At 68.0% G+C, this 23,079-nt stretch carries 14 protein-coding genes; 9 read left to right on the plus strand and 5 right to left on the minus strand.

Translation table 11 applies throughout. The features are described from left to right. The first annotated feature begins 234 nt into the window (after positions 1–234). Positions 235–1,665: an FAD-binding oxidoreductase gene (locus ACOEQ2_RS03670; protein ID WP_419730031.1), complete on the plus strand. Its 1,431-nt coding sequence runs from the start codon at positions 235–237 to the stop codon at positions 1,663–1,665. Further along, positions 1,662–2,513 (plus strand): MOSC domain-containing protein, encoded by an 852-nt coding sequence (locus ACOEQ2_RS03675; RefSeq protein ID WP_419730032.1) that lies wholly within the window; start codon positions 1,662–1,664, stop codon positions 2,511–2,513. Before ACOEQ2_RS03670 ends, ACOEQ2_RS03675 begins: the two co-directional genes overlap by 4 nt. A gap of 15 nt (positions 2,514–2,528) precedes the next feature. On the opposite strand, the gene ACOEQ2_RS03680 is transcribed toward ACOEQ2_RS03675, so the two are convergent. The 5 genes from ACOEQ2_RS03680 to ACOEQ2_RS03700 form a co-directional block, all read right to left on the minus strand. Next, a complete protein-coding gene (locus ACOEQ2_RS03680) occupies positions 2,529–6,290 on the minus strand; it encodes a glycosyltransferase (RefSeq protein WP_419730033.1) in 3,762 nt (1,253 codons plus the stop codon). Further along, positions 6,278–7,366, minus strand: coding sequence for a hypothetical protein (locus ACOEQ2_RS03685; protein WP_419730034.1), 1,089 nt, complete (start codon positions 7,364–7,366; stop codon positions 6,278–6,280). Before ACOEQ2_RS03685 ends, ACOEQ2_RS03680 begins: the two co-directional genes overlap by 13 nt. Continuing rightward, on the minus strand, positions 7,363–8,577 hold the full coding sequence (locus tag ACOEQ2_RS03690; protein ID WP_419730035.1) for an HAD-IIIA family hydrolase: 1,215 nt from the start codon (positions 8,575–8,577) through the stop codon (positions 7,363–7,365). The genes ACOEQ2_RS03685 and ACOEQ2_RS03690 overlap by 4 nt, the downstream gene beginning before the upstream one ends. A gap of 8 nt (positions 8,578–8,585) precedes the next feature. Continuing rightward, positions 8,586–9,200 carry a D-sedoheptulose 7-phosphate isomerase gene (locus tag ACOEQ2_RS03695; RefSeq protein WP_419730036.1) on the minus strand — a complete coding sequence of 205 codons (615 nt, stop codon included), beginning with the start codon at positions 9,198–9,200 and terminating at the stop codon, positions 8,586–8,588. A gap of 65 nt (positions 9,201–9,265) precedes the next feature. Next, positions 9,266–11,437, minus strand: a complete 2,172-nt coding sequence (locus ACOEQ2_RS03700) for a glycosyltransferase (protein WP_419730037.1) — start codon at positions 11,435–11,437, stop codon at positions 9,266–9,268. A 283-nt stretch (positions 11,438–11,720) separates the two neighbouring features. Between ACOEQ2_RS03700 and ACOEQ2_RS03705 the strand changes: the two genes are divergently transcribed. The 7 genes from ACOEQ2_RS03705 (at position 11,721) to ACOEQ2_RS03735 (ending at position 23,028) form a co-directional block, all read left to right on the plus strand. Then, complete coding sequence (locus tag ACOEQ2_RS03705; RefSeq protein ID WP_419730038.1) at positions 11,721–13,364, plus strand: glycosyltransferase; 1,644 nt, start codon at positions 11,721–11,723, stop codon at positions 13,362–13,364. Further along, a complete protein-coding gene (locus ACOEQ2_RS03710) occupies positions 13,361–14,785 on the plus strand; it encodes a glycosyltransferase family 4 protein (protein WP_419730039.1) in 1,425 nt (474 codons plus the stop codon). Before ACOEQ2_RS03705 ends, ACOEQ2_RS03710 begins: the two co-directional genes overlap by 4 nt. Continuing rightward, entirely contained in the window at positions 14,782–16,350 is a 1,569-nt protein-coding gene (locus ACOEQ2_RS03715) for a glycosyltransferase (protein ID WP_419730040.1), read from the plus strand. The genes ACOEQ2_RS03710 and ACOEQ2_RS03715 overlap by 4 nt, the downstream gene beginning before the upstream one ends. Before the next feature lie 254 nt (positions 16,351–16,604). After that, positions 16,605–17,576, plus strand: coding sequence for a hypothetical protein (locus ACOEQ2_RS03720; protein ID WP_419730041.1), 972 nt, complete (start codon positions 16,605–16,607; stop codon positions 17,574–17,576). After that, entirely contained in the window at positions 17,576–20,263 is a 2,688-nt protein-coding gene (locus ACOEQ2_RS03725; RefSeq protein ID WP_419730042.1) for an acyltransferase family protein, read from the plus strand. Before ACOEQ2_RS03720 ends, ACOEQ2_RS03725 begins: the two co-directional genes overlap by 1 nt. A gap of 24 nt (positions 20,264–20,287) precedes the next feature. After that, complete coding sequence (locus ACOEQ2_RS03730) at positions 20,288–21,460, plus strand: class I SAM-dependent methyltransferase (RefSeq protein WP_419730043.1); 1,173 nt, start codon at positions 20,288–20,290, stop codon at positions 21,458–21,460. 146 nt (positions 21,461–21,606) lie between these two features. Next, positions 21,607–23,028 (plus strand): polysaccharide pyruvyl transferase family protein, encoded by a 1,422-nt coding sequence (locus ACOEQ2_RS03735; protein ID WP_419730044.1) that lies wholly within the window; start codon positions 21,607–21,609, stop codon positions 23,026–23,028. Positions 23,029–23,079: the final 51 nt, after the last annotated feature.

Raw genomic sequence — 23,079 nt, forward strand, 5'->3', positions numbered from 1 at the left:
GTGACGGCCCTCAGGCCTTAGCGCACATGCTCCCTGACCCCGCGGAGGGTGATAATCCAGAGGCCGCGGGCGAGAGCGATACGCATGGCGCCGACGCTAGACTGGTTTGCGCTTCCGCAACAAGCGGCTTCGGAGCAGGCCGCCTGCGTCCCTTCGATTGGCGACAGGCGGCCACCATCTGGTATCGAACTCCCCCCGAGCACCGCTCCCGGCACCATCGCGAGTTCGCCTGCCATGATCATCGACAGCCTGCTGCAGACCCTTGGCGACCTGCTCGGACCCGGCGGCCTGCTGACCGATCCGGCCGACACCGCACCGTACTGCACCGACTGGCGTGGGCTGTATCACGGTCGCACGCCGGCAGTGCTGCGTCCGAACAGCACCGGGGCGGTAGCCGCCTGTGTCGCCGCCTGCGCCGAGGCGGGTGTCCGGCTGGTGCCGATGGGCGGCAACACCAGCATGGTCGGCGGCGCGGCGGTGCCCGAGGATGGCAGCGAGCTCGTGCTGAGCCTGTCGCGGCTGGCCCGCATCCGCGCCATCGACGCCATCGACATGACCATGACGATCGAGGCCGGTGTCACCCTGAAAGCTGCCCAGGACGCCGCACGCGCGGCCGGCTGCCTGCTGCCGCTGTCGATCAGCTCGGAGGGCTCGGCGCAGATCGGCGGCGTGCTGGCGACCAACGCCGGTGGCAACAACACCGTGCGCTACGGCAATGCCCGCGAGCTGGTGCTGGGGCTCGAGGCGGTGATGGCCGACGGCACGGTGTTCGAGGGGCTGCGGCGGCTGCGCAAGGACAATACCGGATACGCGCTGCGCCAGCTGCTGGTCGGCTCCGAGGGCACCCTCGGCATCATCACCGCGGCGGTGCTGCAGCTGAGCCCGCTCCCGCGCCAGGTCGAGGTGGCGTTGTGCGGGGTGGCGAGCCCGGAGGCGGCGCTGGCGCTGTTCATGGCATTCAGGGCGGCCGATCCGTCGGCGATCCAGGCGTTCGAGTACATGTCCGGCACAGGCATGGCGCTGGTCAACACGCTGATCCCGGACGCGGGCCTGCCGCTCTCGGAGCCGGCGCCGCATTATGTGCTGGTCGAGCTCGCCACCGCCCGCGATGACGGCACCCTGCGCGATCTGCTCGAGGGCGTGCTGGCCGAGGCGCTCGAAACGGGCGGCGTGCTGGATGCCGTGGTGGCGGAAAGCGGGACCCAGCGGCTGGCGATCTGGAAGCTGCGCGAGGAGCATTCGGAGGCCCAGAAACGCGCCGGCGGCAGCGTCAAGAACGACGTGTCGGTGCCGGTCTCGCGGGTGCCGGAGCTGATCGCGCGCGCCACCTCGGCCTGCGAGGCGCTGATCCCCGGCATCCGGGTGGCGCCGTTCGGCCATCTCGGCGACGGCAACATCCATTTCAACCTGGTGCAGCCCGAAGGCGCCGACACCGCCGGCTTCCTTGCCCGTGACCACGAGATCATGGACACGGTGTGCGCCATCGTCCGCGAGCTGGAAGGAAGTTTCTCGGCCGAGCACGGGGTCGGCCGGCTCAAGCCGTACATGATGCCGGACTGGCGCGGCGGTGCGGAGCTCGCCGCCATGCGCCGGATCAAGCAGGCGCTCGATCCCAAGGGCATCCTGAACCACGGCAAGCTGCTGCCGGACGCCTCTGCGGGATGATGCCGCTGGGTCGTGTCGAGAGCCTGCATGTCTATCCGGTCAAGGGGTTGCGCGGCGTGTCCCTCGCCTCCACCGGGGTGGCGCGGCACGGCGTGGAGGGCGACCGGCGCTGGCTGGTGACCGATGCGGACGGGCGGTTCCTCAGCCAGCGCGAGCTGCCGGGCATGGCCAGGATCGCGGCGCATATCGAGCCGGGCGGGCTCAGCCTGCATCACGGAGACAGCACCTGCACGGTGGCGGTGCCGGCGGCGGGCGCGCCGCGCATGGCGGTGGAGATCTGGCGGGACCGGCTTTCGGTAGTGCGGGCGGATGCGGCGGCGGAGGCGTGGCTGTCCGCGGTGCTGGCTCGGCCGTGCCGCCTGGTCCATCTCGACGATCCGACCCTGCGTCCGATCGACCCGGACTTCGCGGAACCCGGCGACCATGTCGGCTTCTCCGACGGCTACCCCTTGCTTGCCACCAGCCACGCCTCGCTGTCCGCGCTGAATACCGCCCTCGCGGATGCGGTCGGCATGGACCGCTTCCGCCCCAGCGTGACGATCTCCGGCCTGCCGCCCTGGTCGGAGGATGACTGGACGGCGGGCGGCGGGCGGCTCCTGCGCATCGGCACGATGCTGTTCCGCGCACCGAAGCCCTGCACCCGCTGCGTGGTCATCACCCGCGACCAGCTGACCGGCGACACACCGCACCCGGGCGAGCCGTTGCGCACGCTGGGCCGGCTGAACCGGCACCCGTCGGGGATCGTATTCGGCGCCAACCTCATCCCCACCGCACCGGGACACCTGGCGGTCGGCGACAGCGTCGAGCTGCTGGCCGGGGGCGGCCCCGCAGGCGACGTCGACGCCTGAGCCGGCCCCAGCCGGTCAGGCAGCGTCGGGCGCGCTGTTCGGCTTTCTGGCCTCGAACACGTACAGCGGCTGGCCCTCACCTTCCGGCATCTCGATCCGGTGCGCCTGCGTCCGGAACCCGATCCCTGCCAGGCGGTCGACCAGATCGGCGCCGAACTCGGTGAATACGAGAGCACCCCCGGCCCGGCGCGGGTCTCCGTGATACTCCGCAGGCTCGATGTGCCGGAGCAGGCCATCCTCGAGGACGGCTCGGGTCAGTGAGTCGGGACGGTCGAGATCGATCGGGACGGTGAAGACGTAGCGGCCGTTCGGCTTCAGGCAGCGATACACCTCTGCAAAACCCTGCCATGGGTCCGCGACGTGCTCCATGACGTCCTGGCTCAGGAACAGATCGACCGAATTGTCATCGAACGAGATGTCCTGGATGTCCTCGTGAAGGATGCCGTCTGACGAGATCTCGCCCTTTCGTAGGTCATCGAAATAATCCGAACAGGAAAACCGCGATATGTCGGCGAGAACTTTCCCGACCGAGCCGGTGTGACCGAACTCGTGCACCCGCTGGTCCGTGAGATAGACCCGGGCCTCACCCAGGACGTTCACGCCGTGCTGGACCCAGGGGACCATGATCACCTGGGCCAAGCCGGCGCTCCGGTTGAGAGTGTCGCAGGCCAGGCAATGGATTTCCTCGCGCCAGTTGCTGCTGGCGCGCCGCCGCTTCTGCCGCGGACGGGCGCCGCAGACCGGGCAGAGCGTGTTGCCGAGCAGTTCGCGCATCGTGCGCCGCGCCAGCTCCTTCGAGAAACGGGTGCGCACCACATCGGCGCCCGATCGGACCAGCCGGTCGCAGAGCTCGGGATCACGCAGCAATCGCAAGGCTGCGTCCGCAAGCTCGGCGGCGGTCTCGCCGATCAGCGCATCCCGGCCGTCGCGGAGCTGGATGCCCTCGTTGCCGCAGGGCGTCGTGACGACCGGAACGCCGGCCTGGAGCGAGGTGACGATCTTGCCCTTGACGCCAGCGCCGTAGCGCAGCGGGCTCAACGAGACCCTGGCACGCTGCATGTAGGGATCGAGATCCGGCACGAAACCGGTGACCCGGACCCGCTTGCTTTCGAGAGCCTTGACGCTGTCGGGGGGCACGTTGCCGACGATCCACACCGTCGTTTCCGGGCGCTCCTGCCAGACCAGTGGCATGATGTCCTGCACCAGCCAGAGTGCGGCGTCGACGTTCGGCGTATGGTCGAAACCGCCGATGAACAGGATGTCCTGGCGCGCCGCCAGATCGTCGGGTGAGGCCACGATGGTGGTGTCGCCGTAGAGATACGGCGGGATGACGGCGACGTTGGCGTCCGGCACCTCCTGCAGGATCTCGCGGGCTTCATCCGGGCTCGGGGTCATCACGCAATCGACCTCGCGGAAGATCGCGAGCTCGATCGGCTTGAGACGCTCAGACTCCTGCAAGGCCCAGACGCTGCCCTCGAGTTCGTAGCGGCGCTGCTCGCGCAGATAGTGCAGATCATGCGTGTAATAGAGGATCTTTGCGCCGGTATGCCGCTTCAGCCACGGCAGGATCGGCGCGGTGACATCCGGCCGCGCGGTCCAGATGAAATCGACGAAGCAGCCGTTCTTTCGGATCCAGCTGTGCAGCGTGTCGGGCCGGTGCAAAACCTCGATCCCGCGTTGCTGCAAGGCGCGCGTGTAGGGTTCGATCGCTTCGCCGTCATGCGGTGCATACACGACGCGCAGGCCGAGTTCCCGGAGCAGGCCGAGATACTGGAACAGCGTGACGGCGCCGGCATGCTTGTCGTACTCCGGCACCTTGTCGTCGACGACGAGGATCATGCCGCGCGGGCTCGGGCGTTCGCGGCTGAGGAAGGGCGGCGTGTCCGGCGCCGGCTGGTGGGAAAGCAGCGTCGCCCATTTCCGGCAGAACACGCCATGATTTTTCAGCGTCTGCCGGTCACGCGTCTCGATGCCATACGACGCACTGCCGTGATGATAGACCTCGCTCGCCGGCTGATAGACGATGCGGTAGCCGGCGTTGCGGATGCTGGTTGCGAGATCGAACTCCTCGTAGAACGCCGGCGCATACCGGCTGTCGAAGCCGCCCAGCGTCTCGAACAATTTGCGCCTGACAACGAAGCAGGCCCCTGTCACGACATCGACGTCACGGGTGTAATTATAGCAGCCGCGTGTCGCGGCATCGCCCTGGCCGAAAGGATCGCCCCAGCCGGTGCTGTAGATGATGCCGCCGGCCTCCTGCACCGAGCCGTCCGGGTTCAACAGCTTGCAGCCGACCACGCCGACCCGCGCATCGTCGTTCATGACGGCGACCATCGGGGCAAGCCAGTTGTGCCTGACCGTGGTGTCGTTGTTCAGGAACAGGATATCCTCGCCGCGCGCCCGCTTTGCCGCCGAGTTGCAGTTCGCGAGGAAACCCTGGTTCTCGTTATTGATGATCACCGTGATCCCGGCCGCCCGCAGCATCTGCGCGACCGGGCGGGTTGGCCGGTCATCGGCGACGATCACCTCGTACGTGACCTTCTCCGTCATCAGCATGATGGTCGCAAGGCACCGCCATGTCTCGAAGACATGGCCGTAGATCGGGATGATGATCGAGATGCGGGGTGCATCGTGCTCGGCGAATGCCAGTTCAAGCGGCAGCGTCACCTGGCGGTCGAGACGCGCCATGTGCTCGGAGCACGGCACGCCTGCCGCCTGGTGTCCCGACCGCAGATAATGACCGAGGGGGCCAAGAGCGGCACTGTCGGGATGGGCATTCGCATACCATTTGGGATCGAAGAACGGATGCGGCCAGAACCCGGCCGCCTCGCCCTCCGCCGCATAATGCACGAGCGCGTCGGGCCTGTCGGGCAGGCCGCCGAAATACTCCTCCGCATAGGCCGCAGGATCGAATATCAGGTTCGGTAGATACGTATTCCCGGGGGCTGCGGCGAGGAAGTCCTCGAGCGGCGTCATCCCCGGCTCGGCCTTGTCCCCGCGCTGGCGGAGATAGAAGGCGGTGTCGAACAATGGATGCGGATCCGGCGTGCCGCGACCCCGGTTCTTGATGTAATGCACCAGCGGATTGATGCCTGGCGCGCCTGACAAGGCCGCCAAATACCACGTGCTGTTGAAAAGCGGGTGCGGGTCCAGCCCTTGAACCGCGCCCGACCAGAAATAATGCGAGACAGGGTCGACGTCCGACGGCAGCAGATGCGCGTAACGGCGCAGATACCACTCCCGGTCGAACAGCGGACTCTGCGCCAGCAGAACCATGCTGTCCCTGACGCCCTGCCGCTCCCGGAGCCGGGAAACCAGTCGCAGCGTCGCGGTCCAGTAGGCGAGCTTCGCGAACCGGCGAGCAGCACTCGTCATGCGGGGATAGCGGTGGCCGAGATGCTGCAGCCGGCGCCCGACCCGCCAGGTCGTCGATTGCACCAGGTGATGATGTTCGACCCGCAGGCGCGACAGCTCGGCGCGGAGTTCGAGATTCGCAGCGATCAGGGCATTCGCATCGATCGTGGATTCGGGCTTGGTGTCGAGCAGATGCTCGAGATAGCGCGCATGACGCTGGACCGTATCGGCACGATACATCGCCTTGCCGAATTCATGCGCGATCAATGCCAGTCCGAGATCCTTCGGCCTTACGACATCGAACGTCTTTTTCTTCCGCGCCTTTTTCGAGGCCCCGACGCGGCCGCCGGTGAGCACTTCGTTGCCGTCCTCGTCGGAGGAAACCGACCGCATGTCGCGCGACTTGCCGGTCAGCTCGTCCATGTCTCCGCACCCTCCGTGACCAGATGCACGCCGCTCGCCGTGGCACCGGCCAGGTTGAGCGCGCGGATGACCTCGACGCGCCGCTCGGGTGGCACGATGAACATCATGAACCCGCCACCGCCGGCGCCGGAGACCTTGCCGCCGATCGCGCCGGCCGAGTGGGCGCACGCGTAGAGCGTCTCGATCAACGGGTTCGAGATCCCGGCTGCGGTATTCTTCTTTGCCGTCCAGGAGCGGTTGAGGATACGGGCCATCTGCGCCACGTCCCCGCGCAACAGCGCGTCCTTCATTTCGTGCGCATCCTGCTTCAGGCGGTGCATGTTATCGATCGATGTCTCCGACAAGGCGATCAGCCCGCTGCGCTGCTCGGCGATGATGGTGGCCGACATGCGCGAGACACCGGTGAATGCGATGACGAGCGACGTCTCGATCTCGTTCCGGACAGACTCCGCGACGCGCAGCGGATTGACCACCACGCGGTCGTTGGTGAGGAACTCGATGAAATTGGTGCCGCCGAAGGTGCCGGCATACTGGTCCTGCTTGCCGCCCATCAGGTCGAGATCGACGCGCTCGATTTCCCAGGCGAGATGAGCGACATCGTAGGGACCCAGCGGCAGCTGGTGATAGGCGGCGAAGGCCTCGACCAGCGCCACCACGAGAGCCGAGGAAGAGCCGAGCCCGGAACCCGGCGGCGCGTCGACGAACGAGGTCAGCCGCAGCGGCTCGATGGCGAAGCCGAACCGCCGTGCCATGCCGACGGTGACACCGGCATGGATCTTCAGCTTTGCGTCGCGGGCAGCCTGCTGCTCCAGCGCTTCCGGCGTATAGCTCTCGCTCGTTTCCAGATCGGGTGCGACGAAGTGGATGCGCGCATCGTCGGACGCGGCAATGAATGCGTAAGCGTAGCGGTCGATGGTGGTGTTGAGGACCGCGCCACCGAACGTGTCGCAATAGGGGCTTAGATCGGTTCCGCCGCCGGCCAGCCCCAGTCGCAACGGAACCCTCGCGCGGATCGACGGCGTTCGTCTGGGGTCGCCCTGCCTGACGAGCGCGCTCCGGAACGGCTCCTTGCTCATGCGAATGCGCTCCTGCCGAAAACGATCTCAGCGAGTGTCTGTTCCTGCACCAGCGATGTCTGCAGCCCCGCCGCCTGGCCTGCAGTGATGTCGCTGGGCTGGTCGCCGAACAGGAAGCTCTGCGTGCGGTCGATTTCCCATGCCGCGACCAGTTCATCGATCATGCCGGTGCCGGGCTTGCGGCGTGGGCTTTCCGACCGGTATCGCTCGAGGGGCGCCGAGGGATGGGTGGGACAATAGCGCCAGTCATCGATCGTGGCACCGTTCGCCCTGATCGTCCCGATCGCCCAGCGCATCAGACTGTCGAGATCGTCCTCGCTGTAGTGCCCGCGTGCGACCCCCGACTGGTTGGTCACGATGAACACGTGATACCCGCGATCGGTCAGGCGCTGCAGCGCCGGGAAAACCCCGTCGGCCCATTCGAAGCGGTCCCTGGTGCCGACCCATCCATGATCGACGTTGATGACCCCGTCGCGGTCGAGAAAAACGGCCGGACGGACCAGCTGGCGCGGTAGTTCCTCCCCGGCGGCAGCGAGATCCCCGGGAAGCCCGATGTCGCGGAAATAGCCGTCGAGCACCAGCCCGCCAAGTTCGCCGCCGCCGGCGAGCCGTGGCAACACGTCCTGCTCGAGCGAGCAGCTTTCGGAAACATGGTCGAAGACGGAGTGATCGAGCAGATAGATGCCGCTATTGATCAGGCCGGCGCTGCCAGCGTCGGACCGCGCCTGGAAGCTGGTCACACGGTCGCTGCCCTCGTCCAGGCTCACCGCGCCGTAGCGGTCGAGATCGTCCACCGCACGCAGCAGGATCCAGTTCGGGAACGACGCGTCCCGGGTGGCGTGCGCCAGGAAGCGGGCCAGGTTGCATGCAAAGATCGAGTCGCCGTTGCAGAGCACGAAGCGCTCGTCGAGCAGCGCGCGCGCATGGTGCAGTGCGCCGCCGGTCCCGGCTCGGAACGGCTCGACACTGACGGTGATCCGCGCCGGCTTGGGCAGGCGGGCGCGGATCTGCTCGACGGCGTTCTCGATTTCGTCCGACATATGGCCGGCCAGCAGAACGAAGTCGTCGAAGCCGAAACGCTGCATCTCGCGCATCAGCCAGGCGAGGAAAGGCCGGTCGCCGCATGGCATCAGCGGCTTGGGCAGCGCCTGGGTCAGCGCGCCCAATCGTGTGCCGAGGCCGCCGACCAGGATCGCGCATTGCCGGACCACCGGCCCGCTCATGGTACGGCGGGAGGACACAGACGCCGCTCGACCAGCGCGCAGATGATGTGGGCCGCGGTGATGTGGATCTGCTGGATGATCGGCGTCCATGCGGAGGGCGCACGCAGCACGTGGTCGGCCGCAGCCGTGGTCCCGTCCCGACCGCAGAGCACCGCCGTCACCAGGTGCCCGCGCCGGGCCTCCTCCAGCGCGCGGTGGATATTGGGCGAGCGGCCCGACGTCGTGATCCCGAGAAACACGTCGCCCGGCCGGCCGATCGCGGCGATCTGGCGGGAGAACACGTGGTCGTAGCCGTAGTCGTTGCTGATCGCGGTCAGGCTCGAGGTATCGGTCGTCAAGGCGAGCGCTGCCAGCGGCCGGCGGTCGTACATGAGGCGGGAGGTGAACTCGCCGGAGATGTGCTGCGCGTCGGCGGCGCTTCCGCCATTGCCCGCGATCAGCAGCTTGCCGCCACCCTCGAGCGATTGCACGATCGCCCCGGCAATATCGGTCATGTCGTTCAGATGTTGCCCGTCGCGCTGGAAGGCGAGCATCGCGTCGGCGGATTGCTGCAGGAAGTCCGCGACGAAGGCGGTGTCAGCCGACGGCTCGATCGGATCGGCTAAGAACATGATCCAGGCATCTTCTTCTAAAGCTCACAGGCCGGTGCCGCGACGTGCTCGTCTCATGGCGTGTTTTACCTTGCCGCACAAGGCGCGAGCATGCCTCCGGCGGAGGGCATCAGGTCGGGTGTCGCCAGCAGCAGCTTGTGGTCCGTCACCATCAGGTTGGCATTGAGATACGGATCCCCTGCCCCCGTCGGGTCCCACCGCTCCAGCAGCCGGCCATTATCCAGGAAGCTCCGGATGATCTGCTCCGGAGTCTCGTCGCGGCCACGGGTGCCACCGTCGAGATGGGTCAGGGCGGCATGCGGCGTCCAGACGACACGATGGCCGGCATCGCGGACCCGGTAGCAGAAGTCGATGTCGTTGCAGGTCATCGGGAAGGTCTCGTCGAAGCCGCCCACCGCATCGAACACCGTGCGACGCACCATCATGCAGGCGCCGGTGACCGCTGCGACGTCACGCGCCAGGACGAGCTGGCCCATGTAACCGGAGTCGTCGTCGCGTGCCGAACGCAGGATGTGCCGGGAGCCGGCTGGCGTCACCACGATGCCGGCATGCTGGATGCTGCCGTCGTGATAGAACAGCCGCGCGCCCACCACCCCGACATCGGGCTGCATCACCTGGCGCACCAGCTCGGCGAGCCAGTCCCGATCGAGGATCTCGATGTCGTTGTTCAGGAACAGCAGGACCGCGCCGCGGCTCTCCGCAGCCACCCTGTTGTTGATCGCCGACCAGTTGAAAGCTCCAGGCTGCTGCAGGACCTTCACCCGCGGGTCACGCGCCAGCCGGCGCATCGTCTCGAAGGTCTCGACATCGCGGCTCTCGTTGTCCGCGATCAGGATCTCGAGCGCCGGATAGTCGGTGTCGCCCAGGATGCCGCGGACGCAGGTCTCCAGCAGTTGTCCCTCGTCGCGGGTCGGGATGATGATCGAGACCAGCGGCAGGTCGTCCGGCAGCGGATACACGACGCGCGGCCACACGGCGCCGCCGATATAGACCGACTGCATCCGGGTTGCGGGATGCGTCTCGGAGAGGTGACGCTCGACGGTGCCCAGGATGGAGGGATGCTGGGAGGTCGCCCGCACGCGCGGAAAGCCCGGCTCCCGGCCAGGTCCGCGGCCGCGGTGATAGAGGATGCGGTTGATGTGGCGGACGTTGGCCGGAGGCAGCCCCTCGGTGACCCGCAGCATCAGTTCGTAGCGCGAGAACTCACCGCCGTCATGGCGAATACCGCCGACCAGGAGTGCCCGCTCGCGCCGGAACATGGCCAGTTGCCCGATGACGTCGCCCGCATAGAGCAGGTCGCGGTGCCAGCCGGACTTGAAGCGCGGATCCGACCGCCGACCGTCGCTGTCGAACGTATCCTCGTCGCAATAGAGCAGGTCGCTGTACGGGTGGGCGGCGATCTCGGCGGCAAAGCGATAGAGCGCATCCGGCGCCAGGATATCGCTCGGATAGAGAAAGCCGCAGAACGCGTCCGTGCTGGCGTCGATCAGCTGCTGCCAGCGTTCGCCCTGGCTGAAATGGCTGGGCAGCCTGATCGCGGAGATGCCCGGCACGCGCCTGGTGAGATCCATGATCGTCGCGCACACACCGGCCGGTGCATCGGCGGCATAGGCGATCCAGAGCGTCCAGTCGGGGTAGATCTGGCGCTCGAGGGAGGCAGCGGTCTCGACCAGCAGATCGACCCGATCGCTCTGCGCCAGCAGCATGAGGCTGAAGGACGGCCGCGCCGACATGCCCTGGTCGATGGCGTGGCTGATGGCCCTGCGCTCCTTGCGGGAGAGCCTGCCATGACGCTGCAGCCAGAGCCGATAGGCGAGCGCGTCCTGCAACGGGACCCCTTCGGGATACAGGGCGGCCAGGAGATCGGTCATCTCGCGGGCCTCGACCGAGCCCGCGATCATCTCCAGCGCGTCGCCCCGGCTGGGCGCCCGGAGCACGGACGCCCTGCCGCCCGGGTCCGGCTTCCGGTCGAGGCCATAGTGATACAGCGAGTTCGCGAACTCGTCGGTGCAGACATCCTCCTCGCCGTGACGCTTGCGGAATTCCCCGGAGCCCGCAATCACGTGGGCCAGGTCGTGGAAGCTGGCGCCTTGTTCCATCAGGGTGACGAAGGTATCGATCGCGGCCGGTTCCGGGTTGCGGCCGAGAGCCGTCCGGAACAACCGGACGACATCACTGATGTGGCGCTCGAAAGTCGGCATCGCGGTGTGATCGCTCCAGCGGCCGTCAGCCGACATGACAGGACTCGTGTCCGATCATACCGGCCGCGGCGGTGGTCCGACAAGTCGGGCCGAAATGTCCGGCTGAGCTGTCGGACAACAATAACGGCGCAGGAGAGACGCGCTGCCGCACAATTCCATGAAGCGCCGATCCGGATTTATTGCAGCTTTTCATTATGGATTTCTTGACCTCGATGATCCCGCGGCCCGATTGGCACTCGAGCAGGCTGTTGCTATAGGCTCGGGTCCAGGGGGCGGCTTCTCGTTGGCAGGCCGGATGACGAGGGGCGACATAGCGGTCATGGGTTCGCATTACAGCGTCTGGATCGATGTCGAGGACATCTTCCAGTATTTCGACGGCAATTCCCGGCCGAGCGGCATCCAGCGCCTTGTCTTCGAGATCCTGCGGGTCATCCGGCGGCAAGCCGAAATCCGCGAGGCACCCATGCATCTCCGGCTCATCCGGCGTTCCGGTGTCGATGCGGAGCCGCGAGGGCCGGGGAGCGCGCCCAGGATCGCGCCCAGGATCGGGCAGGGTGACGCGCTGTTCGCGCCGGTGTCCTTCGACGACCTGGAGAGGCTGTTCGACGGCAGCGCCGGCGCGGCCCGATGCGTGGAGGAGGCCCCACCGCCGCCTGTCGCCACGCCGCAGGATCATGCCGGGCCGCCACCTCGCCGGTCGCTGGTGCGCCGCCTGCGCCATACCCTGATCCGGCGCATGGAGTCCCTGCCTCCCGAGATCGGCACGCCGCTGCTGTCGATCGCCGTCAACCAGCTGCAGGTTGCGCGCCTGGCCCGCCGCGCCGTGATGCCGCGCGGGCGACGCGAACCGCCGGCACCCCTGGCCGCCGAGATACCAATCGGGGTCCCCCCGGCCGGGATACCGGCCATCGCCCAGCCGGACCTGCCGCAACCGGACATGCCGCAGCTGGACGTGCCGCAGCTGGACGTGCCCCGACTGGACGTACTCCAGCTGGACATGCCGCAACCGGGCGACGTGTTCCTCATCCTCGGTGCCGCCTGGTCGGAGCGCGGCTTCGGCGAGCGGCTGGCACGGATGCGCACGACGTACGGGATCGAGCCGGTGCTGCTGATCTACGACCTGATCCCGGCGTTGCGGCCGGAATGGTGCGCGCGCAGCCTGATCGACGACTTCCGGCACTGGCTGAATTCGACGCTGCCGCAGTGTGGCCGGCTGCTCGCCATCAGCCAGGCGACGGCCCGCAGCGTGGAAGACTACGCCCGCGAGAACGCCCTGGAGCTGATCGCGCCGGTGCAGCCGATCCCGATCGGCAGCGGCTTCGGGACCAAACAGGTGCTGGGCGCCCGGCCGCTGGGACTGCCTCCGGCGCGCAGCTACGTGCTGTTCGTCTCCACGCTGGAGGCGCGCAAGAACCACATCCTGGCGTTCCTGGTGTGGCAGCGGCTGCTGTCCGAGACACCGCCGGCGCAGGTCCCGACCCTGGTGTTCGCCGGGCGCGAAGGCTGGCTCGTCGCCGACCTGATGCAGCAGATGGAGAACACCAACTGGCTGCACGGCAAGATCCGCCTGCTGCGGGATCCGACCGACGAGGAGCTCGGACACCTCTATGACGGCTGCCTGTTCACGCTGTTCCCGTCGCTGTTCGAGGGCTGGGGCCTGCCGGTCACCGAGAGCCTGATCAACGGCGCGCCCTGCATCGCGTCGAACTCGACCTCGGTCCCGGAAGCCGGCGGCACGCTCACCCGCTATTTCGATCCTGAGAATGCCGACGACGCCTACCGTGTCGTGCGCGACGCGCTGGCGGATCCGGAAGGGATCATGCGCTGGCGTGACGAGGTCCGCGCACACTTCGAGCCGGTGCCGTGGGCCCGCACTGCCGATGCCGTCCTCGACGCCTGCGACTCGGCTCACGGCAGCCGGGAGGCTGGAAGCCGGATCAGGGCAGCCGGAGAGACTGAGTGACCCTCTGGCTCGATATCGACGACCTGCTGGTCCACCTGATCCGCTTCAACCGGCCGAGCGGCATCCAGCGCGTCGTGTACGAGGCCGGCGCGGCACTGCGTCGGACCGCCGGCCAGGATGTGCAGTTCCTGCGCCGCGGACAGGGACCCTTCGATTTCCGTGTCGTGGCCTGGGACGCGGTGCAGGCGGCGTTCCGGCTGGCGATGGAGCGCGAGAGCCACCCACCTGTCAGCCAGGCTCCGCCCCGTGCGTCGCCGCACCTCGGCGCCGTCCCCGGCGGCGACGGCGATCCGCTGCTGCCGGGAATGGTCAGGGCCCAGGCACGTGCGGTCGGCGCGGTCGCGGGTCTCACCCTCGGCGTGATTCGCATCGCCGGCCTGCAGGGATCTCGCGCCGCCCGCAAGCTGTTCGCACGGCCCGTCAAGGCCGTCGCGCCGGTCGTCTCAGTACAGGAAAGGCTGGAGAGCAGCGTGCGCTTTGCCGATCTGGTACGGCCGGGAGACGTGTTCCTGACGCTCGGCTCGCCCTGGCACCATGAGGACTACATCCGCACGATCCGCTGGCTGTGCCACGACCTGCGCGTGCGGTTCGCGCTGCTGATCCACGACCTGGTTCCGCTGCGTCATCCGGAGTGGTGCGACAGGGGCATCATCCTCACCTTCCGGTCCTGGCACCGGGAGATGTTCCCGATGGCCAGCGCCGTCTTCACGCTCAGCAACGCCACCGCCCGCGATGTCGGCCGCTATCTCGAGGAGCAGGCGATCGTGGTGCCGAAGGGCATCTCCGCAGTCCCGGCCGGCACGATCTGCAACCTGACATCGACGCCGATGTCGGCGCGGCCGATCGTCGAGGGCCGGTATGTGCTGTTCGTCTCGACGATCGAGGCGCGCAAGAACCACACGCTGCTGTTCCGCGTGTGGCGGCGCCTGCTCGCGGAGCTGCCGGCCGACGAGGTCCCGACGCTGGTATTCGCCGGCCGCGAAGGCTGGCTGGTCGCCGACCTGATGCGGCAACTGGACAACACCGACTGGCTCGACGGCAGGATCCGCTTCGTGCGCAATCCAAGCGATGCAGACCTGCACAGGCTCTATGCCGACTGCCTGTTCACCGTGTTCCCGTCGTTGTTCGAGGGATGGGGGCTGCCGGTCACCGAAAGCCTCGGCATGGGCCGACCCTGCATCGCCTCCAACACCACCTCGATCCCGGAAGCCGGCGGCACCCTGGCGCGGTATTTCAACCCGTACGACCTGCACGACGCCTACCGCATGATTCGCGACGCCATCCTCGACCGTGACGGCCTGGCGCGCTGGACGGAAACCGTGCGCGCCGAGTTCAGGCCGGTGCCGTGGGACCACAGCGCCAGCGCCATCCTGCAGACGTTGGAAATCCCCGGCTTCGAACGCACGACCCAAACGGCATGACCGCAGCTTCAACGCCTCCGCCCCGGCTGTGGGTCGATATCGACGACCTGGTCGATTATCTTGAGCACCACGACCGCCCGAGCGGGATCCAGCGCGTCGTCCACGAGCTGTCCCAGGCGTTGGTGCGCTGCGCGGCGGGACGCGTCGGCTTCATTCGCCGCGGCACCGATGCACGCGATCTCCGGACGCTGGATTGGGACCATGTCGACGGCCTGTTCCGCGACGCCATGGGACGACCGGAACGACCACAGGTCGCGCCGGACGCCGCACCCGAGGCGCCTGTCCAGGCTGTCCCGGAGGATGCCGGGGACGGCGCTGCACCGGACCTCCAGGACGTGCCGGCAGCAGCGCGTCCGGGTCCCGTGCCCGGCGCGGGGGATGCGGTGTCCGGGCTGCAACCCGCCGCCACCGGCCCTGCGCGGATGGTCCGGCTGCAAGTCGCCGTCTTCGGCGGAATGGCCCGCGCCGCGCTGGCGATCGGCCGGCATGGCGTCGGCTCGATGCAGGTCGCGGTGGCCGGGCGGCGTGCGCGACGACGGGAACACGCCAGGCTGGCACGCGAACCGGCGAGCCTTGCCACCTTCGAGGAGGCTCCCGGACCGCAGCCGCGGGCCTCGCTCCGGAGCCTGCTGCCACCCGGCACCCCGCTGCGGGAGGTGGCGCGTCCTGGCGACGTGTTCATCACGCTCGGAGCACCCTGGCACCATGCGGATTACGGCGGGATCGTGCGCCATCTGCGAGACGATCTGCGCCTGCGGTTCGCGCTGCTGATGTACGACCTGGTTCCGGTGCGTCACCCGGAATGGTGCGATCGCGGCATGAGCAAGACCTACGAGGCCTGGCACGACACGATCCTGCCGCTGGTCGACGAGCTGTTCGCCATCAGCAACGCGACCGCCCGCGACATCGCCGCCTACCTCGACGAATACAGGATCGAGCCGCCGCCGATCCGGGCGATCGGGTTGGGCACCGGCTTTTCCGGGACCGCAATGACGCCGATGTCTTCGCGGCCGATCGTCGAGGGCCGGTATGTGCTGTTCGTCTCGACGATCGAGGCGCGCAAGAACCACACGCTGCTGTTCCGCGTGTGGCGGCGCCTGCTCGCGGAGCTGCCGGCCGACGAGGTCCCGACGCTGGTATTCGCCGGCCGCGAAGGCTGGCTGGTCGCCGACCTGATGCGGCAGCTGGACAACACCGACTGGCTCGACGGCAGGATCCGCTTCGTGCGCAATCCAAGCGATGCAGACCTGCACAGGCTCTATGACGACTGCCTGTTCACCGTGTTCCCGTCGTTGTTCGAGGGATGGGGGCTGCCGGTCACCGAAAGCCTCGGCATGGGCCGGCCCTGCATCGCCTCCAACACCACCTCGATCCCGGAAGCCGGCGGTACGCTCGCGCGGTATTTCAATCCGTACGACCTGCACGACGCTTATCGCGTGATTCGCGACGCCATCCTCGACCGTGACGGCCTGGCGCGCTGGACGGAAACCGTGCGCGCCGAGTTCAGGCCGGTGCCGTGGGACCATAGCGCCGGCGCCATCCTGCAGACGCTCGGGATCGGCTAGGGCATCATCCGATCGACCTTGCTTATCGATCGGATAAAGCTGTTGGCCAAAACACGGCCCGGGCGTTCCGGCGCCGGTCCCGGCGACACTGGCGCGGCCTTGTCCACCCGGTCGGCCTGGGTCAAAAGGGGCGCGAGCGAACCGTGCTGCTTGCGCCCCGGCGTTCGGGGGCCAGAGATCACGCCAGAAATCGTGCCAGAAATCGCACCAGAGATGCAGACCCAGATGCCAGGAACCGGAAGCTGAACCCAAGAGTGCCGCATCCGGGTGTCCTGAACCGTAGCCTGTTCGCCGTCGCGGCCATCGGCATGGCCTGCGCCGCCTTCCCTCCAATTCCGGGCGCCGGAGGAGTGATGGTGTGGGGCCAGCCGATGCCGTTCGTGGGGATCGCCGCCTTGCTCTCCGCCGTCGGCTATCGGTTGGCGGCGATGGCCGAGGCCAGGGAGGCGAACGCGCCCCTGCATGGGGTGTGGCGCGTGGCGATCCGGGGTCTCGCCCGGCTGATCCCGGGACTGGCCATCGGCATTCTGGCAGACATGATCCTGATCGGGCCGGCGGGCCTCCGGCTGCAGGCCGACACCCTGCTGCAGCAACGGCCGGCCGTCCCGGGGCTGTTTCCGCAGAGCGTGACGGCGCCGTTCCTGCTGTGGGCGCTCGCCGGTCTCACGCTTGCGGGTCTTCCGGTGCTTCTGGGCGTGCGTGCAATTCCCCGGTCCCGCGCGGCCGCGGCGCTCGGAGCGCTCGCGCTGGTGTGCGGCGTGACCGGGTGGATGGTCGCAGCCGGTCCCCGGGTCGCGCCGGGTGCCGATGGCGCCGCGTGCCTGTCCGGGATCGCGTTCCTGCTCGTCGGAGCCGCCTTGCATGACGCATCCAGCCGCACACCGGCGGTGTTCCGTTTCGATGCCGCGGTGCTCTGCTTCGTCGCGACCACCATCGCCGCGGCCTGGCTCGATGCGGCAAGCCTGCCGCTGCTGTGGCTGGCGGTGCCCTTCATGACGGTGGCCGCCGGACGGTTGTTCGAGCGGCGCAACGGGCAGGCCGGGCCGGATCCGACGCTCGGCATGGCGGTCCTCGGCGTTCCGCTGCTCGGCCTGCTGGCGAGCCGCTCCTGGACCTGGCCGGACGCCATGGCCGGCGCGCTGCTGGTGTCGCTCGGATGGGGCTTCATCTCCTGGTTCGCAATCGAGCGCCCGGCGCTGCGCCTGATGTCGCCGGTGGAATCCTGATGGCCGCGTCGAGCCGGGTCGCCGTTGCGGGCGTCGCCGTTGCAGGCCTCCCTGCCGCGGACGCATCGATGCGGCGCCGGGAGCGGCACAACAACTTCGACGCCCTCCGGCTGTTTGCCGCGATCGTCGTGATCTATGGGCACGGCCTGGACCTGAGCGGTCAGCCGGTGCCCGGCTTCTGGAACGGACCGTTCGCGCGCCTCGGCCTGGACATCTTCTTCTGCGTCAGCGGCTACCTGGTGACGCAGTCGTGGGACCGGCAGCCGGCGGCGATCGAGTTCGCGCTCAAGCGGGCGCTTCGGCTGCTGCCGGGGCTGTTCGTGTGCGTGCTGCTCACGGCCTTCGTGCTCGGGCCGCTGATGACCACGCTGCCGCTGGGACGCTACGCGCTGCGATGGCAGAGCTGGTCATACCTGCTCAACATGGCGCTCTACCTGCAGCTCTATCTGCCGGGCGTGTTCACCCATCTGCGCGGCTACGGCGCGGTCAACGGGTCGTTGTGGAGCCTGTTGCCGGAGGTGCTGTGCTATCTCACCGTGCCGCTGCTGGCGCGGTTGCGGCCGCGTGCACGCCAGGTCGCACTCCTGGGCGGAGGCTTTGCCGCCGGCCTGGCATCGATCTACCTGTTCCACGGGACGCACCCGCCGGTCGTCGAGTTCTACGGCCTGTACCTCAATTACGGCCTGCAGGAAGTGCCGTTCTTTTTCGTCGGCGCCTGGCTGTCGCTCGTGGATCGCGGACGCGACGGTTTCTATCGTGCCGACATCGCACTCGGAGTGTTCGCGGCCGGTTACGGCGTGTCGACGATCTATGGCTGGCAGGCGATGCCGCTCGAATGGGTGGTGCTGCCCTACCTGGTGATCGGGTTCGGCCGGATGTCGCTGCCGGTGATCGGCCGCATCAGCGCGATCGGCGACCTGTCGTACGGCACCTACCTGTATGCGTTCCCGGTGCAGCAGCTGCTGTTGCAGCTGTTCCCGCGACTGCCGTTCCCGATCCTCGCCTGCGTCATCGTGACGCTGCCGATCGCGTGGCTGTCCTGGCACCTGGTGGAGCGGCGGGCGCTGTTGTTGCGGCCGCGGCTTGGCGGTTTGGTGACGGCGCTGGATCGATCGGCGCGGCAGGCCGATGCGTGGGCGATGACCGGGCTGCGTGCGACCCCCGGACTGTTGCGCACCCCGGTGCTGCCGCTGGCGATCGGCGTCCTGATCCTGCTCGTCTATGGCGGCCAGCTGCAGATGGGGCGCTGGCAGACCGACGAATACCGGCTGCTGGTGAACCAGCGGCTGTGGGGCTGGCACATCCTGCCGACGCGGCTGTCCTATTCGCCGCGGCCGTTCTCCGAGGCCCTGCTGTTCGGCTACGACTGGGTGGTGCTGCATCTGCGAAGCCCGCTGATCGCACCGTTCCTGGGCGCGCTCTGGCTGGCGACACTCGGCGCGGCATCCTGGGCGTTGTTCTTCGCGCTGCCACGCGGCCGCTGGCGCATCGTCGTGTCGCTGGTGCTGCCGGTCATGCTGTTCGTCTTTGTCCTGGTGACGAACGAGGTGACCGAGTTCTTCTTCTGGCCGGTGGCGGCGGCGGCCTACATGCCGACCGCCCTGACGCCGCTGTTGCTGCTGTTCCTGTTGTCGGGGCCACCCGGGACGACGCGCGATGTCGCATGTTGCCTCGCCCTGTTGGCAGGCGCGCTCTCGAGCGAGATGGGCGCTGCGTTCGCCGTGGCATTCGCCGCGGCAGCAGCGGTGGAAGCCGTGTCGCGCCCGGTCCCGCGCGGGCCCGGGGTCGTACGCACGCTTGTCGCGCGCTGCCTCTGGTGGCTGCTGCCGGGGCTGGCGGGGCTCGGCGTGGCGGTTCAGCTCGTGCGGGGCCGGGTGCACCTCGTGGAATACGGCTCGGCGGCACGCAGCCTTACCGGCCACCCGGTCGCGTCGGCGATCGCGGCGTCGCAGCAGATGCTCCGCGACCTGGTCGGCGCGGCCGGGTTGGAAGGCGGCGTGACATGGCTGCCGGCGCTGCTCCTGAAGCTGGTGTTCGCGGTGTCGCTCGCGACCGTCTGGCGCTGGGCGTCGCCGGGCGGGATCCGGCTCGGGCGATTCGCCCCGGTGCTGGCCTGCGCCATCCTGGGGTCCGCCTTCTTCTCGCTCTACGGCGCGTTCCTGCATTACGGGCTGCTGTGCTGCGAGCGGCAGAGCACGACGCGGTTCTGGATGTTCGACGTGCTGGCGGTGATCGTCGTTCTCGTGGCCCTGCCGCGCGGTCTGCCTGGCCCGCGCTGGCTGGCGCCGGCGCTGCTGAGCGCGTCGTTGGCCCCCATGCTATGGCGGATCGGCGGTCTCCGGGCAGACTACGACAACCTGCATTTCGCGACCGAAGCGCGGATGAAGACCTGGGTGTCGGCGGCGAAGCCGGGAGACGGGCCGATGCAGCTGTATCTGCCGCCGGACGGGGTCGGGCTGCTGATCCGCGGCACCTCCGAGCCGGTTGGCCGGGTCAGGATCGGGCACGATGCACCCGAGATGGTGGAGGCAGCCGGGCAGTTCTTCCGGCGTCAGGTGGTCGATGTGTGCCAACCCTGGCAGAGCGAACAGTCCTGGCTGTATTATGGCCGCTTCATCCCGGCCTGTCCGCCGCATGGCGGGCCACCCGACCGGATCTACCCGACGCCGGACCCGACACGGCACTGACGTTCCCCGCGAAGGAAATCAATCATGGATGATGCGGTGCAGGTCGATGCGACCTCGGTCTGGGACGAACGCTACGAGAAGGGCGGCCATGTCGGCACCGCACCTACGATCGAGAGCGACCCGATCGACTACACGCAGCACAAGTTCCTCTACAGCCACTCGATCGGCAAGCCGACCACCGGGTTGCTCGATGGCTGGCCGATCGAGACCTTCGCGCGCGAGCACCTGAAAGGGCGTCCGCAACGGGTGCTGGCGATCGGCTCCGGCATGGCGTTCATCGAGGAACACCTGCTGGCCAACGACATGGTCGGCCACATCACCGCCTACGAGATGTCCCCGACCGCGGTGCGCGCGGCACTCCAGCGTGTCGCCGACAAGCCGTACGCCGACCGGTTGGTGATGAAGAGTGCCGACGTGCTCAAGGAGGATCTGGAACCCGGCTCCTTCGACATGGTGTTCGTGCAGGCGGCGATCCACCATTTCTTCGAGATCGAAGAAATGTTCGAGCTGTTCCACCGGGTGCTGCGCCCGGACGGGCTGCTCTGGTACGACGAGTATGTCGGACCGGACCATCACATGTACGACCGCCACGTGCTCGACCTGATGAACGAGATCAACGACTGCCTGGCGCCCGGCTATCGCGTCGACATCGTCGCGAACGAAGGGCGCGTCCGCGACGCCGTTCCGGAACCGTCGCTCGAGTTCATGATGCAGCACGACCCGTCCGAAGGCGTGCACGCATCGCGCATCCTGCCCCTCACCTACCAGTATTTCGACGTGATCCAGCGCCAGGATTACGGCGGCGCGATCATGCGCCCGTTCTTCACCGGCATCCTGCGCAATTTCGACTGGGACGACCCGAAGGACCAGACCGTGGCCCGGCTGGTGATCCTGTTCGAGCAGATGCTGACCCGCACCTCGACCATCCCGTCCTATCATTCGATGGTGCTGGCCCGTCGCCGCGAGGTGATCGGCGCGCCGATGCCGGACGCCGTGGCCGCACGCATCACCTATGCCGACTGGGCAGGCCCGGATGAGGCCGCGCCCGTAGCGCCGGCTGCAGAGGCGAAGGTCGGGCGGTTGCGGGCGTTGCGGATCAAGGCAGGCCGGCGTGCCCCGCCGCCGGCACGGGCCGCCTGGCGGCTGGGGCGGACATTGATCCGGATTGCCCGGCATCGGGTCATGCATCGCCGCTGAGACCTGGATTTCTGCCGCAAAACCAGGACAATGACGCAGAACCCAGCATAGCGACGGTGATGATAGCCTCAGGACTCCGTAGAACCCGCTGCATCCCTGTTTCCCTCTCGCCGGTCCGGGAGATGCCGTCCGGATCCGGATAGCGCATGACCCCCGAGATCCGGCACTGGCTGCAGGGCGAGAGCGTGCAGAATTTCGGGGATTTCCTCTCCGAGTATCTGCTCCACACCCTGTTCTATCCGCAGCCCAGGCAGGGACGCACCCTGCGCATCATCGGCAGTTGTATCGATGATTGGCTGATCGGACCGCCGGCACCGTCGCCTGATGGCGGCGGGCTCGATGGCATCGGGACCATTTTCTGGGGCTGCGGCCTGCGCCGGGAGGATGGGCTGAGCCCGGAGCAGCGCACCTCCGCGGAGATCCTGGCAGTCCGCGGACCCTTGACCCGCGCTGCGCTGCGGCTGGACCCCACCGTCCCGATCGGGGATCCGGCTTTGCTGCTACCGGCGCTATATCGACCGGCGCGACTGCGCAATGGCGATGGCGCCAGGCTGATCGTCCCGCATTTCCACGACAGCCGGAGCGACGACGAGCTGCTCGGACTGACCGGCTGCTCGACCGTCCGGCGACCCAACATCCCGAACGACCTGACCGCGATCGACGAGTTCATCGACAAGATCGTCGCGGCCGACTTCGTGCTGTGCGGCGCCATGCACGCCGCCATCGTGGCAGCTTCCTACGGCAGGCCGTTCGCCTTCTGGGATAGCGGGAACGTGGACCTGCCCTTCAAGTGGCATGATTTCGCGGCTTCGATCGGCATCCCCTGCGTGTTCCAGGCAGACCTGGCCGCCGCCTGGCTGCACTACGAGGCGGAGATCGCGCCCGTCATCAGGATCCCTGTGCTATGGCCGCTACTGGTGGCGGCCCCCTTGCCGGTGCGGCCTGACGCCCTGGTGAGCGTCATGCAGATCGACATTGCCCGGCATGGGCCAGGCGCCCTGGACATCCCGGTGTCGTCGCGTGCCGCCGTCCGGTTGCATCACCGGCTGACGAGACTGACAGCTGCCATCACCGCCCAGGCTCAGGCGCACGTCGAGGCGTTGGCGCGCGCTGCCGACGAGATCGTGCTGCGCGAACGCATCGCCACCCTGCAGGAGCGTGCGGAACGGGAGGAGCAACGGCGGATCGCGGAGGCCGACCGGCTGGAACGCCTGGAGGTGCGACATGCCACTGCGGTGCAGCGCGAGGCAAGGCTGCAGGCGAGATATGGCATTTTGCGGATCGCACAAACCGAGACGCGAGGCCGGATCGCCATGATGCAGGGCGAACTGGCACGGCTTGCGGTGCGAGAGACCACCCTGGCGGCCGAGGCGGCACGCCTGCATCAGGCCGTGCATGACCGCGACCGGGCGCTCGCAGTCATGCGGGCAGATGCGGAGGCGCGGGCGGCGCAGCTCCACGCCGTGCTGGGCTCGACGACGTGGCGGTTCGCCTCGTGGTTGCGCGCAATGGCGAGGCGCGTGCCATGGGCTCGCAGGCTGCTGCGGCGATTGCTGCGGCTGTCCTAGTTTCGTGCAGGGCAGTTTTGTCGGCGCGGTAGAACCGCAAGGCGACCCGAC

The sequence above is a fragment of the Lichenicola sp. genome (assembly GCF_965198575.1).
Taxonomy (GTDB): domain Bacteria; phylum Pseudomonadota; class Alphaproteobacteria; order Acetobacterales; family Acetobacteraceae; genus Lichenicola.

Excerpts from the sequence above, each read along its gene's own strand:
- ACOEQ2_RS03670 (WP_419730031.1), top strand. The coding sequence starts at position 235 with ATGATCATCGACAGCCTGCTGCAGACCCTTGGCGACCTGCTCGGACCC.
- ACOEQ2_RS03685 (WP_419730034.1), bottom strand. The coding sequence starts at position 7,366 with ATGAGCAAGGAGCCGTTCCGGAGCGCGCTCGTCAGGCAGGGCGACCCC.
- ACOEQ2_RS03730 (WP_419730043.1), top strand. The coding sequence starts at position 20,288 with ATGGATGATGCGGTGCAGGTCGATGCGACCTCGGTCTGGGACGAACGC.
- ACOEQ2_RS03695 (WP_419730036.1), bottom strand. The coding sequence starts at position 9,200 with ATGTTCTTAGCCGATCCGATCGAGCCGTCGGCTGACACCGCCTTCGTC.
- ACOEQ2_RS03715 (WP_419730040.1), top strand. The coding sequence starts at position 14,782 with ATGACCGCAGCTTCAACGCCTCCGCCCCGGCTGTGGGTCGATATCGAC.
- ACOEQ2_RS03700 (WP_419730037.1), bottom strand. The coding sequence starts at position 11,437 with ATGTCGGCTGACGGCCGCTGGAGCGATCACACCGCGATGCCGACTTTC.
- ACOEQ2_RS03735 (WP_419730044.1), top strand. The coding sequence starts at position 21,607 with ATGACCCCCGAGATCCGGCACTGGCTGCAGGGCGAGAGCGTGCAGAAT.
- ACOEQ2_RS03675 (WP_419730032.1), top strand. The coding sequence starts at position 1,662 with ATGATGCCGCTGGGTCGTGTCGAGAGCCTGCATGTCTATCCGGTCAAG.
- ACOEQ2_RS03705 (WP_419730038.1), top strand. The coding sequence starts at position 11,721 with ATGGGTTCGCATTACAGCGTCTGGATCGATGTCGAGGACATCTTCCAG.
- ACOEQ2_RS03680 (WP_419730033.1), bottom strand. The coding sequence starts at position 6,290 with ATGGACGAGCTGACCGGCAAGTCGCGCGACATGCGGTCGGTTTCCTCC.
- ACOEQ2_RS03725 (WP_419730042.1), top strand. The coding sequence starts at position 17,576 with ATGGCCGCGTCGAGCCGGGTCGCCGTTGCGGGCGTCGCCGTTGCAGGC.